Source organism: Butyricicoccus faecihominis (genome assembly GCF_014648015.1).
Lineage (GTDB): Bacteria > Bacillota > Clostridia > Oscillospirales > Butyricicoccaceae > Agathobaculum > Agathobaculum butyriciproducens.
Genome location: NZ_BMQH01000010.1, coordinates 70,094 through 86,651, shown reverse-complemented (window position 1 = coordinate 86,651; position 16,558 = coordinate 70,094). Strand labels below are relative to the sequence as shown.

Annotated in this window: 15 protein-coding genes and 1 tRNA gene; 12 read left to right on the top strand and 4 right to left on the bottom strand. The window is 56.1% G+C overall.

The genetic code is table 11. The annotated features are described in order from the left end of the window. Positions 1-44: 44 nt before the first annotated feature. The 3 genes from IEY11_RS10870 (at position 45) to ppdK (ending at position 5,233) form a co-directional block, all read left to right on the top strand. Positions 45-539: a flavin reductase family protein gene (locus IEY11_RS10870; protein ID WP_110435354.1), complete on the top strand. Its 495-nt coding sequence runs from the start codon at positions 45-47 to the stop codon at positions 537-539. Between the two features lie 124 nt (positions 540-663). Next, positions 664-2,379 carry a trypsin-like peptidase domain-containing protein gene (locus IEY11_RS10865; protein ID WP_188886534.1) on the top strand — a complete coding sequence of 572 codons (1,716 nt, stop codon included), beginning with the start codon at positions 664-666 and terminating at the stop codon, positions 2,377-2,379. Between the two features lie 220 nt (positions 2,380-2,599). Further along, positions 2,600-5,233: a pyruvate, phosphate dikinase gene (gene ppdK / locus IEY11_RS10860; RefSeq protein ID WP_188886533.1), complete on the top strand. Its 2,634-nt coding sequence runs from the start codon at positions 2,600-2,602 to the stop codon at positions 5,231-5,233. A gap of 159 nt (positions 5,234-5,392) precedes the next feature. Here ppdK and IEY11_RS10855 read toward each other — a convergent pair whose 3' ends face one another. From IEY11_RS10855 to sigK, 4 genes are all read right to left on the bottom strand, one after another. Continuing rightward, complete coding sequence (locus tag IEY11_RS10855) at positions 5,393-7,147, bottom strand: 1-deoxy-D-xylulose-5-phosphate synthase (RefSeq protein WP_188886532.1); 1,755 nt, start codon at positions 7,145-7,147, stop codon at positions 5,393-5,395. A gap of 120 nt (positions 7,148-7,267) precedes the next feature. Beyond that, a complete protein-coding gene (locus tag IEY11_RS14660; RefSeq protein WP_201309088.1) occupies positions 7,268-7,732 on the bottom strand; it encodes a zinc ribbon domain-containing protein in 465 nt (154 codons plus the stop codon). A gap of 123 nt (positions 7,733-7,855) precedes the next feature. Further along, a tRNA-Gln gene (locus IEY11_RS10845) sits at positions 7,856-7,929 on the bottom strand. Between the two features lie 134 nt (positions 7,930-8,063). Then, the gene (gene sigK, locus IEY11_RS10840) at positions 8,064-8,771 is read right to left on the bottom strand and encodes an RNA polymerase sporulation sigma factor SigK (protein ID WP_110435350.1); all 708 of its coding nucleotides are present in this window, start codon (positions 8,769-8,771) and stop codon (positions 8,064-8,066) included. Between the two features lie 344 nt (positions 8,772-9,115). Here sigK and yajC point away from each other — a divergent pair, with 344 nt between their 5' ends. The 9 genes from yajC to pdxR all read left to right on the top strand — a co-directional run bounded on the left by yajC (position 9,116) and on the right by pdxR (position 16,500). Beyond that, positions 9,116-9,469, top strand: a complete 354-nt coding sequence (yajC, locus tag IEY11_RS10835) for a preprotein translocase subunit YajC (protein ID WP_242988051.1) — start codon at positions 9,116-9,118, stop codon at positions 9,467-9,469. 60 nt (positions 9,470-9,529) lie between these two features. After that, a complete protein-coding gene (locus IEY11_RS10830) occupies positions 9,530-9,946 on the top strand; it encodes a TIGR04086 family membrane protein (protein WP_110435349.1) in 417 nt (138 codons plus the stop codon). A 12-nt stretch (positions 9,947-9,958) separates the two neighbouring features. Further along, positions 9,959-10,102, top strand: a complete 144-nt coding sequence (gene scfA, locus IEY11_RS10825; protein ID WP_110435348.1) for a six-cysteine ranthipeptide SCIFF — start codon at positions 9,959-9,961, stop codon at positions 10,100-10,102. A gap of 70 nt (positions 10,103-10,172) precedes the next feature. After that, entirely contained in the window at positions 10,173-11,552 is a 1,380-nt protein-coding gene (scfB, locus tag IEY11_RS10820) for a thioether cross-link-forming SCIFF peptide maturase (protein ID WP_117751057.1), read from the top strand. Positions 11,553-11,650: 98 nt separating this feature from the next. Further along, a complete protein-coding gene (locus IEY11_RS10815; protein ID WP_188886531.1) occupies positions 11,651-12,145 on the top strand; it encodes an NAD(P)-binding domain-containing protein in 495 nt (164 codons plus the stop codon). A 71-nt stretch (positions 12,146-12,216) separates the two neighbouring features. Then, positions 12,217-12,750 carry a hypothetical protein gene (locus IEY11_RS10810; protein ID WP_188886530.1) on the top strand — a complete coding sequence of 178 codons (534 nt, stop codon included), beginning with the start codon at positions 12,217-12,219 and terminating at the stop codon, positions 12,748-12,750. Positions 12,751-12,975: 225 nt separating this feature from the next. Next, entirely contained in the window at positions 12,976-13,440 is a 465-nt protein-coding gene (locus tag IEY11_RS10805; RefSeq protein ID WP_110435344.1) for a MarR family winged helix-turn-helix transcriptional regulator, read from the top strand. Next, positions 13,433-14,383: an AEC family transporter gene (locus IEY11_RS10800; protein WP_110435343.1), complete on the top strand. Its 951-nt coding sequence runs from the start codon at positions 13,433-13,435 to the stop codon at positions 14,381-14,383. Before IEY11_RS10805 ends, IEY11_RS10800 begins: the two co-directional genes overlap by 8 nt. A gap of 710 nt (positions 14,384-15,093) precedes the next feature. Further along, positions 15,094-16,500 (top strand): MocR-like pyridoxine biosynthesis transcription factor PdxR, encoded by a 1,407-nt coding sequence (gene pdxR, locus IEY11_RS10795; protein WP_188886529.1) that lies wholly within the window; start codon positions 15,094-15,096, stop codon positions 16,498-16,500. The last annotated feature ends 58 nt before the right edge of the window (positions 16,501-16,558 follow it).

The following is a 16,558-nucleotide window of genomic DNA, read 5'->3' as shown; positions in this document are numbered from 1 at the left end:
CAATTCTCAATTTGCTAAACAAATCTCTTAGGAGGTAACATATCATGAAGAAGATCAACATTGCCGAAAAGTCTTTCAATCCGTTCGACCTGATCGGTCAGAAGTGGATGCTGATTTCCGCAGGCACCGAGGACAAGTGGAACACCATGACTGCAAGCTGGGGTGCCGTAGGCGTTATGTGGGGCAAGCCGAGTGCGACCTGCTATATTCGCAAGAGCCGCTTCACCAAGGAGTTTGTAGATGCGGGCGAGTATTTCACCCTGACCGTGCTCAAGGACGGCAACCGTGATGCGCTGAACAAGATGGGCTCCAAGTCTGGCCGTGACATGGATAAGATGCACGAGAGCGGCCTTACCCCGGTATTCGTAGAGGGTCAGCCGACCTTCGAGGAGGCCGAGCTGGTACTCATCTGCCGCAAGCGCGGTGTGACCGACATCGCACCGGACGACATGGCTCAGGAAGTGCAGGACAAGTGGTACGGCGATCACGACTACCACACCATGTATATCGGCGAGATCGTAGCCGCTTACGAGAACTGATTTCACAGAAAATTCACCAATTCCTCACGGTTTTGGTGTATCATCAAGAAAGAAGTACAGGGTCGCTCTGCGGCCCTGTATCCCGATCCACAAACCCACGCCTCAAAAGGGAGGAATGCAATTCGTGAAAAAACGATTGCTCAGTCTGATCACAGCGGCTGCGCTGATGGTCGGCATGCTGCCTGCGGCTTTTGCGGGCTATGAAAACTTTACTTCGAAAACAACGTATCCTGCCGGACAGTTCACCGACGTGCCCTCAACCGAGTGGTACGCGCAGAATGTTCAGGCGGCGTATGAATACAAGCTGGTGGACGGCGTAAACGCCACCCAGTTCAAGCCGAACAGCAACCTGACGATTGCTCAGGCAATCAAACTGGCGGCTTGCCTACATAGTATATATGTTAACGGCAGTGCGGATTTTGACAAAGTCCGTCCGTGGTATCAGCCGTATGTGACGTATGCATTGGAAAATGGTATTATTAACACGACTTATGTGAATTACGATCAGCCGGCGACCCGGGCACAGTTTGCGTCCATCTTTGCAAACGCGCTGCCGGAGGACGCTCTGACCGCGATCAACGACATTGCGGACGGTGCGATTGCGGACGTGGACATGTCGGCAGGCTATGCCGCTGATGTGTACCGTCTGTACCGGGCGGGCGTGCTGACGGGCAGCCCAAGCACGCACGATTTCAAGCCGAACACCAACATTCGCCGCAGCGAGGTTGCGGCTATCGTCACCCGTATGGCAAAGCCGGATCTGCGGCAGAGCTTCACCATCGAAGCACATGTCGGCATGACGGCGGACGAGGTGTTCAGCGCCTGTGTACCGGCGATTTTCAAGCTGTACGCCTACGATTACAAGAACAACATCCTCGGCATCGGCAGCGGCGTTGTGCTCAGCGCACGCGGCGATGCGGTGACCTGCGGACACCTTGTCAACGGCGTTTACCGCCTTGTGGCCGAGATGTACGACGGCACCAAGCGTGAGGTCACGATCTACAACTTTGACGCGGACGCGGACATCGCGCATATCCGTGTCGTCGGCAGCACGCTGCCGTACCTCGGTGTTACCACCGAGGTCGAGAAAGGCGACACGGTCTACGCGCTTGGTTACCCGGGCGGCGGCGCCGCAACGGTCACGACCGGTAAGGTGACCGACCCGGAAAACGACGATTACCTTGCACCGATGATCGAAAGCACGGCGCAGGTCATCAGCGGCAATTCCGGCGGTGCGCTCATCAACGATGAGGGCAAGGTTGTCGGCATTACGGTCAGCAGCCATTCCGGCGGCGTACCGTCTTACTCGGTGCCGATTCGCTACCTGAACAACCTGATCGGAGACGGTACGGCGTACTCTCCCGGCGAGTATAACCGCAACCACAAGCCGGACGCGTCGCGCTGCTACAGCAAGCACTATCCGGTGCCGGATTTCGGTATGGTGACCGGTGTCACACTGCTTGGCACCATCCGGGAGGGCACCACGACCACCTACTACTACGACAGGGAAGAGGTAGAAGCCGGCGACAAGATTCTGCTCCGCTACTACGCCGCACTGGGTGAAAACACCTTCTACCAGTTCACCGGCGGTTCGTTCACCTCGTCCTCGACGTATCCGTATTCGGTCAAGCTCTACGAGACCAGCTACGACGGCATCCCTGCGATCAGTGTCGTGGTTTCCAGCAATTCCTTCGCTTCTATCGGCGGTCTGCCTCAGACCGCCGATTTTCTTTGCAGGAATTTGTGCATTACGCCTAATGGAATGAAAGCTGACGGGCATGAAACGTATTTACGCCCAAAACACCGTAAAAATCGAGAAAAACAGGAAAAGATAAAATAAAAATCGGATAAAATTTCTGATAAATTAAAAAGACAGATTTTACGCAAACGTTTGAGCTTTGGTTAAAAATACATAATTGGTCAAAGTGCACAATATATTCGTGGGAAATCGGTATAATACTACAATGGAATATTTCACCGCTAACGTGCTATAATGTGCTTGCGTGATAAAGAGAATGAGTATTAGAGAGAGCATCAATCGAAACGGAGGAAATACCCAAATGAAAAAGTATGTTTACATGTTCCCGGAGGGCAACGGAAAAATGCGTGAGCTGCTTGGCGGCAAGGGTGCCAATCTGGCTGAAATGACCGGACTGGGCATGCCTGTGCCGCAGGGTTTCACCATCACCACCGAGGCCTGCACCCGTTATTATGAGGACGGCAAGACTATTTATCCGGATATTCAGGATCAGATTCTGGAGTACCTCGATAAGCTCGAAAAGACCACCGGCAAGACCCTCGGCGATCCCGAGCGCCCGCTGCTCGTATCCGTTCGCTCGGGTGCGCGCGCATCCATGCCCGGCATGATGGATACCATCCTTAACCTCGGCATGAACGACGAGATCTGCGAAGCAGTTGCCAAGCTGACCAATAACCCGCGTTTCGCACGCGATTCCTACCGCCGTTTCATTCAGATGTTCTCTGACGTTGTTATGGAGCTGCCTAAGTCCACCTTCGAGCAGTTTATCGACCAGGTAAAGGACAAAAAGGGCGTTAAGATGGATAATGAACTGGACGCGGACGATATGTCCGAGCTGATCGTTCTGTTTAAGGATCACTACAAGAAGTCCCTCGGCGAAGATTTCCCGCAGGACCCGAAGAAGCAGCTGATGGAGGCTGTCCGCGCAGTATTCCGCTCGTGGGATAATCCGCGTGCAAACACCTACCGCCGCATGAACGACATCCCGCACAGCTGGGGCACCGCAGTAAACGTCCAGTCGATGGTATTCGGCAACATGGGCGAAACCTCGGGCACCGGCGTAGCCTTCACCCGCAACCCGGCCACCGGCGAAAAGAAGCTGTACGGCGAGTTCCTGATGAATGCACAGGGCGAGGACGTTGTAGCCGGCATCCGCACCCCGCAGCCGATCTCCGCGCTGGCAGATACCATGCCGGAGGTTTATCAGCAGTTTGTTGACATTTCCAGCCGCCTTGAAAAGCATTACGGCGATATGCAGGATATGGAGTTCACCATCGAAAACGGCAAGCTCTACATGCTGCAGACCCGTAACGGCAAGCGCACCGCACAGGCAGCGCTCAAGGTAGCGGTTGATCTGGTAGACGAAGGCGTCTGCACCAAGGAGCAGGCGGTTATGAAGGTTGAGGCAAAGCAGCTTGACGCACTTCTGCACCCGACGTTCGATCCGGCAGCTCTCAAGGCAGCTACGCCGATCACCACCGGCCTGCCGGCATCTCCCGGTGCAGCCTGCGGCGCGGTTTACTTCACCGCTGATGATGCAGCCAAGGCCCACAAGACCGGAATCAAGGCTGTTCTCGTCCGTCAGGAGACCTCTCCGGAGGATATCGACGGCATGGCCGTATCCGAGGGCATCATGACCGCCCGCGGCGGCATGACCTCGCACGCAGCCGTAGTAGCACGCGGCATGGGCACCTGCTGTGTAGCAGGCGTAAACGGCATCAAGGTTTCCGAAGAGGATAAGACCCTGACCTTCGCTGACGGCACGGTAGTACACGAGGGCGATGTTATTTCGCTCGACGGCTCCACCGGCAACGTATACCTCGGCGAGATCGCAACGCAGGAGGCTGAGCTGACCGGCGACTTCGGCCGCTTCATGGGCTGGGCTGACGAGATCCGCACCCTGCACGTTCGCACCAACGGCGATACCCCGCGTGATGCAACGCAGGCCCGCAAGTTCGGCGCAGAAGGCATCGGCCTCTGCCGTACCGAGCATATGTTCTTCGAGCCGGCCCGCATCAAGGCGGTTCGTGAGATGATCATTTCCGATACGCTCGAGCAGCGCAAGGCCGCTCTGGCCAAGATCCTGCCGATGCAGCGCGGCGACTTTGAGGCAATTTACCGCGCAATGGGCGGTCTGCCGGTTACCATCCGTCTGCTTGACCCGCCGCTCCATGAGTTCCTCCCGCACGAGGATGACGAGATCAAGGAGCTGGCCGATGAGATGGGTGTATCCTTCGACAAGCTCAAGGGCAAGGTAGAAAGCCTGCACGAGTTCAACCCGATGCTGGGTACCCGCGGCTGCCGTCTGGACGTTCTTTATCCGGAGATCGCCGAGATGCAGACCGAGGCTATCGTATCCGCAGCTATCAATGTCTGGAAGGAAGACGGCCTGCATATCACGCCGGAGATCATGGTTCCGCTGGTATCCGAGGTCAACGAGCTGCGCTTTGTAAAGAAGGTTATCAAGGCTAAGGCTGACGAGCTGATCGAGCAGTCCGGCCTAAAGATGAAGTATATGGTAGGCACGATGATCGAGACGCCGCGTGCCGCAGTCACCGCAGGCGATGTGGCCAAGGAAGCGGAGTTCTTCTCCTTCGGCACCAACGACCTCACCCAGATGACCTACGGCTTCTCCCGTGATGACGTGGGCCGCATTCTGGAGACCTACTTCGACAAGAAGATCCTCGAGTCCGATCCGTTCGCTCGCCTGGACCAGAACGGCGTAGGCCGCCTGATCCGCTTCGCTGTTGCAGAAGGCAAGCGCACCCGCCCGGACATCAAGCTCGGCATCTGCGGCGAGCACGGCGGCGACCTGTCCTCCGTCGAGTTCTGCCACAATGTTGGCCTGAATTACGTTTCCTGCTCGCCGTTCCGCGTGCCGATCGCACGTCTGGCAGCAGCACAGGCTCGTGTAAAGGAACTTGGACTGGCATAAACCTCCCCAAACTTGACATACAGCGCGAAAGGCTTCGGAGCATTGCTCCGAAGCCTTTCGTGTTTTTTCATGCACAAATACGTGCAACAGTGTTTAGAGAATCGTAGGGCAGCCCGCTCTGTGGAGGAGAGTTACCGAATGCCTAATGGAAAGGGAATCTTACAGAACCTTCTCCACATCCTCCGCAATCTGTTCTGCGGTGAGGTGATTGTCCTTCAATACCTCGTCTGCGTCATAGCGGTCGAGAAACTCCTTCTTGAGGCCGAAGTTCAGTACCTTCATGTTGGAATCACCGTAGAAACGCGCGATCTTCTCTCCGAAGCCGCCGTCGAGTACGCCGTCCTCGAGGGTGATGACCACGTCGTGATCCGCCTTGAGGCTCTCGAGCAGGTCAGTATCCACGCCGGTGATATAGTACGGGTTGATAAGAGTCGGCTGTACGTCGGTCTTTTCCTTGATGAGCGCCGCCGCCTGTTCACCGAGCGGGTAGAACGAACCCAGACCGATGAAAGCGACCTTTGCGCCCTTCTCCTTAATCTCGTAGGTGTTCAGCCTGCCGAAGTCCTTAGTAACAGCCTTTCCGTCGGAAACCAGTGCGCCGCCCGGCATACGGATAGCGACCGGATGCTCGTTCTGCTCAATGCTCCAGTCGAGCATCGCCAGATATTCTTCCTTGGTGGTCGGCGCCAGATAAACCAGGTTGGGGATGTTCGCCAGCATCGGAATGTCGTACAGACCGAGATGCGTTACATCGTTCATGCCGTAAACCGAACCCCACGCAACAATAATGGTAGCCGCGTTGCTGTTGATGCACAGGTCCTGCGAAATCTGGTCATAAGCGCGCTGAATGAATGTGCTGTACACGCCGTAGACCGGCTTGCCGCCGTTTGCCGCAATGCCGGACGCCAGCGCAACTGCGTTCTCCTCGGCGATGCCTACGTCGATAAACTGCCTGCCGGCCTTCTTGCGCATCTCCTCGGTGAAGCCAAGCACGGTCGGCGTACCCGAGGTGATCATGCACACAGACGGGTCAGCCTGCATCTTCTTCATCATAAAGTCGAGCGTAATGCTCTCGTAGCACTCGCCGCTCATGTCCATCAGCGGCTCGCCGGTCTCCGGATGGAACGGAGCGCAGTAGTGCCATTCCTCCTTGTGCTGCTCGGCAGGCGCGTAGCCCTTGCCCTTCTGGGTGACGATGTGCACAACAACCGGCTGCGTGCTGTCCTTTACGGCCTTAAATGCCTCGATAAGCGAAGCAATATCGTTGCCGTCGGCTACAAAGCGGTAATCCAGACCCATCGCGCGGAACAGATTGCATTCTGCCTTGCCGCCCGTCTCGCGCAGCAGGCGCAGGTTCTGATACAGACCGCCATGATTCTCCGCGATGGACATATCGTTGTCGTTGACGAGGATGATCAGGTTGCCGTCCAGTTCTGCCGCATAGTCGAGCGCTTCCAGTGCTTCGCCGCCGCTGAGCGAGCCGTCACCGATGATAGCAACCACGTTGCCGTCCTCGCCCTTGAGGTCGCGGCCCTTGGCCAGACCGCAGGCCAGACTGACCGAGGTGGAGGTGTGACCGATGGTGAAATGGTCGTGCTCGCTCTCGTGCGGGCTGCTGTAGCCGGAAACGTCGTCGTAGTGCTCCTCGTAGAGAAAAGCGTCCTTGCGGCCGGTCAGCATCTTGTGCGGGTAGGACTGGTGGGAAACATCGAATACAAACTTATCCTTCGGGGACTCGAATACATAGTGCAGTGCGATGGTTGCCTCTACCATGCCGAAATTCGGACCGAAATGGCCGCCGTGACGGCTCAGCTTGGTCAGCAGTGCATCACGTATTTCGGACGCAAGCACGGTCATCTGCTTAATGTTCAGCTTCTTCACGTCAGCGGGACCGTTGATGTTCTCGATATACATAGTTTTCCTCCTGAATATTTTTTCTAAACCCACTCTATCACTTGGAGTGTGCTCCAAGTCAAGCGGTTTTACGAAAAATTATGCAAAAATAAAAGCACCTGATACCAGGTGCCTTAATACTCAAATGGATGCGGAAAACGCTTCTCCATTCACCGTCCAGTGCGCTTTTCCGTCCTGCACATACAGCTCGGTGCCGCCGCGTTTGCAGCCGGCATTCAGGAAAACAGCCGTGCCGTCCGGATTCAGGCGATAGAGATTGTAGCCGAAGTCCTCGGCAGCGCGGTAACGCACGGTGTGCCCGAACACAAAGCCGACCAACGTGCCGTCGTCCAGAGAAACATAGTTGGTAAAATCAAAGCCTGCATACGGCGTCGCGCCAAGCTCGGACTGCTTCATCAGACCGCGCTCGCGCTGATAGGCAGGGGACTCGAGATAAGCCATGCTGTTCGGATACAGCATCGCGTACGAGGGATATTTTTTGCCGGAGGGGACAGCACCTGCGCCGACCTCACCGACTTTTGTGCCGCAGTTCATGCAGAATTTTGCGCCGTCCGGCAGCTGTGTGCCGCAGTTCATGCAAAACATGGTAATCGCTCCTTTACATATACTTTAGTATATCGGGAGAGAGACCGTCTGTCAAATAGCCGTCACAGGAAAACCACGAAAAGGAAAAAGAAAAACCGTCTTTTCAAAAAAGACGGTTTTCGGTGGCAGCCGAAGAAGGATTCGAACCCTCACAAACAGAGTCAGAGTCTGTCGTGCTACCTTTACACAATTCGGCTATTTGTTAAGTTTTGCTGTCGCTTTTGATGACTCATCGCTGACGACTTGTTTAGTATATATCAGAATCCGGGATTCGTCAACCCTTTTTTCAAAAAAAATTAAAATTTTTTTCGGAAGGGGACAACCGCCGCTTTTACGGCGGCCGTCCCTCGCGTTCGAGAGCCTCCCGCAGCTTTTCGAGCGCACGCTTTTCAATGCGCGAAACATAGCTGCGCGAAATACCCAGCCGTGCGGCAATCTCACGCTGCGGCAGGGGAGATGCCAGACCGATGCCGTACCGCAGGCGGATGATCTCGCGTTCCCGCGGAGAGAGACAGCCTGCCAGCGCGCGGTGCATGGCATGGTATCGGTCCTGCTCCTCAACGGCAGAAAGACCGCTGTCCTCGCAGCAGATAATATCCTGCAGGGCAAGCGCATTGCCGTCACCGTCCGATTCGAGCGTGTCCGAGAGCGAAAGCTCGCCCGCACTCTTGCGCTTTTGCCGGAAATACATCAGCAGCTCGTTCTGGATACATTTGGAGGCGTATGTCGCCAAGCGGATATTTTTATCCGCCTTAAAGGTGTTCACGGCTTTAATCAGTCCGATCGTGCCGATGGACAGCAGATCGTCCTGCTCCGTACTTACGGCGTAATACTTTTTTACAATATGCGCTACCAGTCTGAGATTGTGCTCGATCAGCTTTTCCCGTGCCTCGGCGTCCCCGTCCTGCTGCATGCGGCGCAGCAGAACCGCCTCCTCATCGGGCGTGAGCGGCTTGGGAAACGACCCGTCCGCGCCCTGTACACGCAGCACAAAGAAGAAAAATGCGCCGCCGAGCGCAAATAAAGCAGGGAAAAGCATGGTCAGCACCTCGTTTCGATAAGATACTGCTATTTTATGCTGTGAATAGCTTAAGTAGCACAAATAAAGAGGCAGTACCGCATAATACAGCAAGAGCGATTTTCGAGTAAATTTTGCGTACTGATTAGGCGCGGTTTCTTGCAATACTTTGTGTATTGCAAGAAATTGCGGCAGCGCGGATGGAACTCGCGCAAGGAACCGAGGCCGACATCAGGACAAAAAATCTCCGTAAAGCGCCGCAGCTGAATTATGTGGTATTGCCTCCAAAAAAGGCTTGTAATTTGACAGAATATCCAGTATAATATAGTGAGTATTTACAGCAAATTGCATAGGGAGGTGTAACCATGGTTATGGCATTGGACAAAATGCCGGCTCTGTCGGATTATGGCGCGATCATCGCGCAGTTTTTGCCGTTTGTAGTTCTGATCGTCGTATTCTACTTTTTCCTGATCCGTCCGCAGCGCAAGCGCGACAAACAGGAGCGCGATATGCGTAACTCCATCGAGATCGGTGATGAGATTTCCACCATCGGTGGTTTTATCGGCCGCGTTGTCAGCATCAAGGACGACGTTCTGGTCATCGAGTCTTCGAGCGACCGCACGAAGCTCAAGATTTACCGCTGGGCGATCCGCGGTAAGGAGGCTCCGGCGACCGAGACGGTCGAGGCGCCCAAGGAAGCAAAGAAGGACGCAAAGTAATAACCCCATTTCTTGCCGAATAGCATGACATATAAATAAAATTCGGCGGGAGGCTATGAAATGATGAGAAAAACCAATGAGGGTCAGTCACCGGTCGGTATCCTTTTACCGTCGGTGCTTGCCGGATTGCTCGGTACTCTGCTGCTGATGCTGCTCGGTGCGGTGCTCGTTCACCGCGGCACATTGGCAGAGGGTGCAATAGCGCCTTGTGCGCTAGTGTTCCTTGCACTCGGCAGTGCGCTTGCCGCACTGGTCGCTGCAAAGCGCGCAGGCGAAAACCAGTTTTACTGGTCGCTCGGCGCAGGTTTTGCGGTTTTTCTGATCCTGCTGATCGTTGCGGTGCTGCCGCTCGGTCAATCCATTCATTTTGTACGCACGGTGATCAGCCTGCTCTGCTCGTTGATCGCCTCGGCACTGGGCGGTTACGCCGGTGCCAATATGCGGAAAAAGAAGCGTTACAGCCACATCAAAAAATAGGAGGGAAATCAAATGAAGCATATTTCTACCCTGACTTCTGCAACCCTGAAGCAGACTGCAGCACACGGCGGTTGCGGCGAGTGCCAGACTTCCTGCCAGTCCGCATGCAAGACCTCTTGCACCGTGGCAAACCAGAAGTGCGAGCACGCAAAGTAATCACGCTTAAAAGGAATATGCAAGGCGCGCCTGCGGGTGCGCCTTGTTCCTGTATATCGGAGGAAAATAAATGATTCATCGTTATCAGAAAAAAGGGCTGAATTTCGTGCTCGATGTCAACTCGGGTGCGGTACATCTGCTCGATGATATCAGCTATGCAGTGTCCGGACTGCTGGATGAAAACATGGGTGATACCTGTCCGCAGAGCATCATTGACGCCCTGCCGGACTACACCGCGGACGAGATCCGCGAGGCATATGACGAGCTGTACGAGCTGAAAAAGGCCGGTCAGTTGTTCGCGCAGGATGACTACATCGACGTAAGCCGCTACATTCCGGTGAATGCACCGGTCAAGGCCCTGTGCCTGCATGTAGCGCACGACTGCAACCTGCGCTGCCAGTACTGCTTCGCATCCACCGGCGACTTTGGCCAGGGCCGCAAGATCATGCCGCCCGAGATCGCCAAGAAGGCCATCGACTTTGTTATCGCGCGTTCCGGCGTGCGTCACAACATCGAGGTCGATTTCTTCGGCGGCGAGCCGCTCATGGCGTGGGATACCGTTACCCAGACGGTCGATTATGCCCGCAGCCTGGAGGAGAAGTATAACAAGAAGTTCCGCTTTACCATCACCACCAACGGCCTGCTGCTCGATGAGGACAAGCGCAAGTACATCAACGAGAACATGGACAACTGCGTGCTGTCGCTCGACGGCCGCCGTGAGGTCAACGACGAGTTCCGCAAGACGGTAGCCGGTACGGGCAGCTATGACACCATCGTGCCCAAGTTCAAGGCGCTGGTGGACGAGCGCGACCCGAACCTCGATTACTACGCGCGCGGCACGTTCACTTCGCACAACCTCGATTTTGCCGAGGACGTGCTGAGCATTGCAGATGCAGGTTTTGACCGTCTGTCCGTTGAGCCGGTAACGGCAGACCCAGGCTGCGGATACGACTTGACCGAGGACGATCTGCCTAAAATCGAGGCCGAGTACGACCGTCTGACCGATATCATGCTCGAGCGTAAGAAGGAAGGCAAGCCGTTTACCTTCTTCCACTTCATGGTCGATCTGGATCAGGGGCCGTGCGTTGTCAAGCGTCTGCGCGGCTGCGGTGCGGGCTACGAGTATGTGGCCGTAACGCCGGACGGCGACATCTATCCCTGCCACCAGTTTGTCGGCAAGGATGAGTTCAAGCAGGGCAGCGTGCTCGACCAGTCCTTCAATATGGACATCGCGCAGAAGTTTGCCGGCATGAACATCTATTCTCGTCCGAAGTGCCAGAAGTGCTGGGCAAAGTTCTATTGCTCGGGCGGCTGCTCGGCAGCAAACTACAACATGAACCACGACATGAACGACTCCTACGACCTCGGCTGCGAGATGGAGCGTAAGCGTCTGGAATGTGCAATTTACCTAAAGGCAATGGATAAAATTTGTGCAAATCAGTCGAAGTGATGAATTGTAAAAAGAATCTGTAAAATTCGTTGCGAAACGGACTGTTTGTGCGTATAATTGCTCTTGTATTTGTACTGCCCTGTGAAGGAGATGATATTATGCCGCAGAATGTACTGGTTTCCGTGCTTGGTGAAGGTGAATATCTTCAGAAGCTGATCCGCGCCATCCTGGAGAAGGAGGTCGTACCGCAGCGCAATCTGTTCCTGTCCGCGAAGAATGCGGCGGCCTGCAAGGCTGCAGAGGGCTACGACGAGGTTCGTATCTGCGAGGACGAACTTGCTGCCGTGATCAAGAGTGAGATCGTGCTGCTCACCGCTTCGAAGCGTGAAATGCCGACCGAGCTTGCCAAGATTTCCAGCAGTTCGCAGAAGCGCGTGGTAGTTTCCGTGTGCGACAGCGAAAAGGTGGATCTTGCGTATCTGGCTGACCGCATCGCCGCTGCAACCGAGTTGATCGCGGCCGTGCTGCACCGTGACGAGGAAGGCAAGCTGTATGCAACCTACGAGATCAACAAAAAGGCACGCCCGTTCCTGCGCCAGCCCTGCAAGGACATGGTGAACGCGATGTGCGAGATGATCAACGAGGAAGGCTAAGTCCGTCTGTTGTTCTAAAAAGATAAAACCGGGAATATGCTGTTCTATGACTTTTCCAAGGGGGAAGACGTATGAACAAACAGCATATTCTCGGTTTTTTTGACGATTTGGTGCGGACGCCGGTGTTCCTGTTCCTGTGTGCGATGTTCCTGTGCGGTGCAGCGGCGGGCGGTCTGACCGGTCTGCGGGCCGGCGAAGGGGACGGCGCGGCGGTGCTTTCCGGTCTGCTGGCTGAATTGCCCGCGCATGTGGTGCAGAGCACGCTGTGCGCGCTTATCTGGGTGCTGCTGCCGCTCGTGTGCGCATTTTTGCGCCCGAGAGAGCTGCTGCTGAGTGCGGTTGCCGCGGCACGCGGCTTCGTACTTGCCATGACCGTCGCGGTCAGTGTGGGAGAAGAAAGTGCCATCATCATCGGAGCGACCGGCGTACCCGCCGTACTGAGCGTCTCCGCGCTGCTTGCCGCGTGCTCGATGGTCTGGCAGGGCGGTGAAGCCACCGGACGGTATTCGCTTCGAACGTGCAGGATGCCTTATTTCCTGTGTATTACGCTCGCCGTGCTGAGCGCCCTCCTGAGGGCCGCGATAGCGGCACTGTGCAATGTGTAAGTTTGCACAAAAATGCACAAATGCACAATCAGGATAGCGTGAAACATAGATTGAAAGTTTTGCAAAGAGTGAAGAGATTCTGCAAGGCAGGCGTTCAAAGAGGAAGGGACACCGTAGGTGTCCCTTCCTCTTTGCTCTTGCCGAGGGCACGGCAGTGTTGCAATTTCGACAAATCCATGCTAATATTTAGTTAGATTAACGAACTAACGGAGGGACAGCGCGAACATGGAAGACGCAGAGCAGCTCAATTCCTTTCTGGTCGATGTGTTCGGCCGGATCAACAAAATCGAAGAACGCGCCATGGCCGGCGGACTGGGCAGCGCGGTGTCCATCACCGAAATCCACATCATCGAGAAGATCGGTGACAGGGAACCTGTGCGTATGAGCGAGGTTGCCAGGTCAATCGGCGTAACATTGGCTACGCTGACGGTTGCGTGCGACAAGCTGGTCGCCAAGGGACTGGTGCGCCGCGTGCGCAGCCAGGAGGACCGCCGCGTTGTCAATATCATGCTCACCGACAAGGGCAGAGCCGCCTACGAGTACCACAAGGACTTTCACGAGCGCATGATCGCGTCTTTGGTGGATACGCTCTCGCCCGAGCAGACCGCGCTTTTAGCGCAGAGTTTGGAGAAACTGCAGGACTTTTTCCGCCACGAGGAAGCAGCCGTGGAGGGAGAAACCAATGGATAACCTGATATTCTGTCTGAATGCCACCGTGCCGATTTTTGCGATCATTGTGCTTGGCCGCTGGCTGCGCAGCAAAAACTTTTTCACCAAGCAGACGCTGACCGACATCGACCGTCTGTCGTTCAAGGTGCTGCTGCCGATCCTGCTGTTCCGCGATATCGCGCAGGGACGCATCACCGAGCAGTTCGACCCCGTGTTTTTCTTTTTCTGTGCGGGTGCGACGACGGTGTATTTTTTTGCCGTCTGGATCGGCGCGTCCCTCTTTCTTAAAGATAAGAGCATGGTTGGCGCGTTCACACAGGGCGCGTTCCGCGGCTCGCAGGCGATTCTGGGCGTGGCCTTTGTGCAGAATCTGTACGGCAATGCCGGTCTTGTGCCGCTGATGATCGTGGCAAGCGTGCCGCTGTACAACATCTTTTCGGTGCTGGTGCTGACTGTCACCGCGCCGGACGCACAGCAGGCGGACCACCGCGGCCTGGTCGGCAAAACGCTGCGCGGTATCATCACCAACCCGATCATACTGGGCATTTTCGCGGGTCTGCCGTTCTCGCTCCTGGCAATCGACTTTCCGCCGATGCTGGACAAGGGTCTGTCCATGCTGGGCAACTGTGCAACGCCGATGGCGCTGCTGAGCATCGGCGCGGGTTTTGAGGGCGCAAAGGCAATCAAAAAGCTGGGCCCGACCTGTGCAGCCGTGTTTATCAAGCTGGTGCTGCTGAGTGCTATCTTTCTGCCGATGGGCGTGGCGCTCGGCTTCCGCGAGCAGACACTGGTGGCTATCGTCATCCTGTGCGGTGCGCCGAGCACGGCGTCCGGTTATGTTATGGCGAAAAATATGGGCGGCGATCATGTTTTGTCATCGTCGATCATTGTGCTCAGCACGGCGCTGAGTGCGGTTACGCTGACATTGACGCTGTTTATCCTGCGTTCGATGGCGCTTATTTAACGTAAGGTTTTCGCCTTCGAGGCGAGGGGAACGCCGGCGGTTTCCCCGGCGGTTTCGCCGGGGAAACCAAAAGGGTAGACACCTGCGGTTTCTACCCTCTTGGGACTCCCGTTTCCCTTTGGGGGAGCACGGCGAAATTTGCAGAGCTGAGACTATGGGGGAACGGCCGTACTGTTCATCTTCCGTAGGGGCGGCCAATGGCCGCCCATTTCTCAACCGCAGATGCTCAAGCTGTTTTCTGACTGCTACACAGATCGGCGACTCTACGCTGGGTGCGGCATAACAGTGCCGCACGAATCGTTAGTCTGGAGATTGTAGACAGCACCTGCGAATATAGACACTTGGTAACATTTATCTTCGTAGGTGCCGTCTGTGATAACACGCTAACGAATTGCGCGACACGGGTATGTCGCGCCTGCTGGAAGTAGCCGGTCTGTGTAGCAGTAAGCTATCCGGGAACTGCGAATATTTTACGAAACAAACGCAAGAGCAACCCGACTGCCGTACCCCTATTTTCGCAGCGGTCGCCGGTCTCTGGTCTGCGCCAGACTATGACAGGAAACGGGTGATTCACAAGAGGGTAGAAACCTTGGTGTCTACCCTCTTGTGCGCCCGCGCGGCGTCAGCGCAGATTTCGTTCGCTTCGCAAGCGATAACTCATAAAATCAGCACAGATTTTGCAAAAGACGCAAAGAAAGGAGCCTCCGGCCATGCTGACTTATCACCTTAAACCGCACGATCAACAGCCGCTCTATGAGCAGCTTTACCACGCTGTCCGCGCGGACATCATGTCCGGCGCCTTGCCCGGCGGCACGCGCCTGCCGAGCAAACGCAAGCTGGCGGCCAATCTGCGCGTCAGCCAGATTACCGTAGAAACCGCCTACGGCCAGCTTGCCGCCGAAGGCTACATCGCCTCTGCACCAAGGCGCGGCTACTTTGTGCAGGAGCAGCTTGCCGTGCCGGTTTCCGAGCCACAGGAGCCATCCACACCGCCTTTGCCGCCGATTTCCGCCTCCAAGGAGACCTATCCTTACGATTTTCGCACGGATTTTGTCGATAACGGCTGCTTTCCGTTCTCCACATGGGCGCGGCTGTCGCGCAGTGTGCTGAGCGAATACTCGAGTGCGCTGCTCCGTGCGACCGACCCGTGCGGCGCGGCGGAACTTCGAGAGGAGATCGTGCGATACCTGCACGACTTCCGCGGCATCAACGTCTCGCCGGACAACATCCTGATCGGTGCAGGCTCGGAGTATCTGATGCATCTTGTCATTCAGCTGCTCGGCCGCGACCGCGTGTACGCGCTCGAGAATCCCGGCTACCGCAAGCTGTACCAGATTTTCGCAGCGAACGGTGTGACCGTGCGTCCGACACCGCTGGACAAGCACGGTCTGCGTGCTGACGCGCTGACCGCGAGTGACGCATCGGTGGTATACCTTACGCCGTCGCACCATTTCCCGCTGGGCACGGTTATGACGGCTGCCCGCCGACTGGAAATCCTCCGCTGGGCGTCGGAAGCGCCCGACCGCTACATCATCGAGGATGATTACGACAGCGAATTCCGCTATGCCTCACGCCCGATTCCGGCGTTGGGTGAGCTGGACAGGACCGGACGCGTCGTGTACGTCAACACCTTCGCGAAAAGCCTTGCCCCCGGACTGCGCATCGGCTATCTGGTGCTGCCGAATGCGTTGATGGCGCGCTATCGTGAACGGTTTTCGCGGTACTCATCTACCGTGCCGAGCTTTGACCAGTACACGCTGGCGGCCTTCATGCACACCGGCGGCTTCGAGCGGCACATCAGCCGCAGCCGCAAGGTCTATCAGGCACGCCGCGACGCGCTCATGGCCGCACTTGACCGCGAGCTGGCCGACCTGCCGCATGAGGTCTCGCGCTCGGAGGCCGGTCTGCACCTGCTGCTGCACATGCGCAACGGCATGCTCGAGCACGAACTTATTGAGCGTGCAAAGGCGGTCGGTGTGCGTGTTTACCCGCTTTCGGCGTACTATACGCCGCCGGTCAAGCCGCCGCGAGCAACGCTTGTGCTCGGCTATGCCGGTCTGACCGAACAGCAGATCGGCGAGGCGGCAAAGCTGCTCAAGCAAGCCTGGACAAAATAAATGCAACCCGAAGTGCGATAAATTTCTGCGAAGATTTGTAGCACTTCGGGTTTTTATT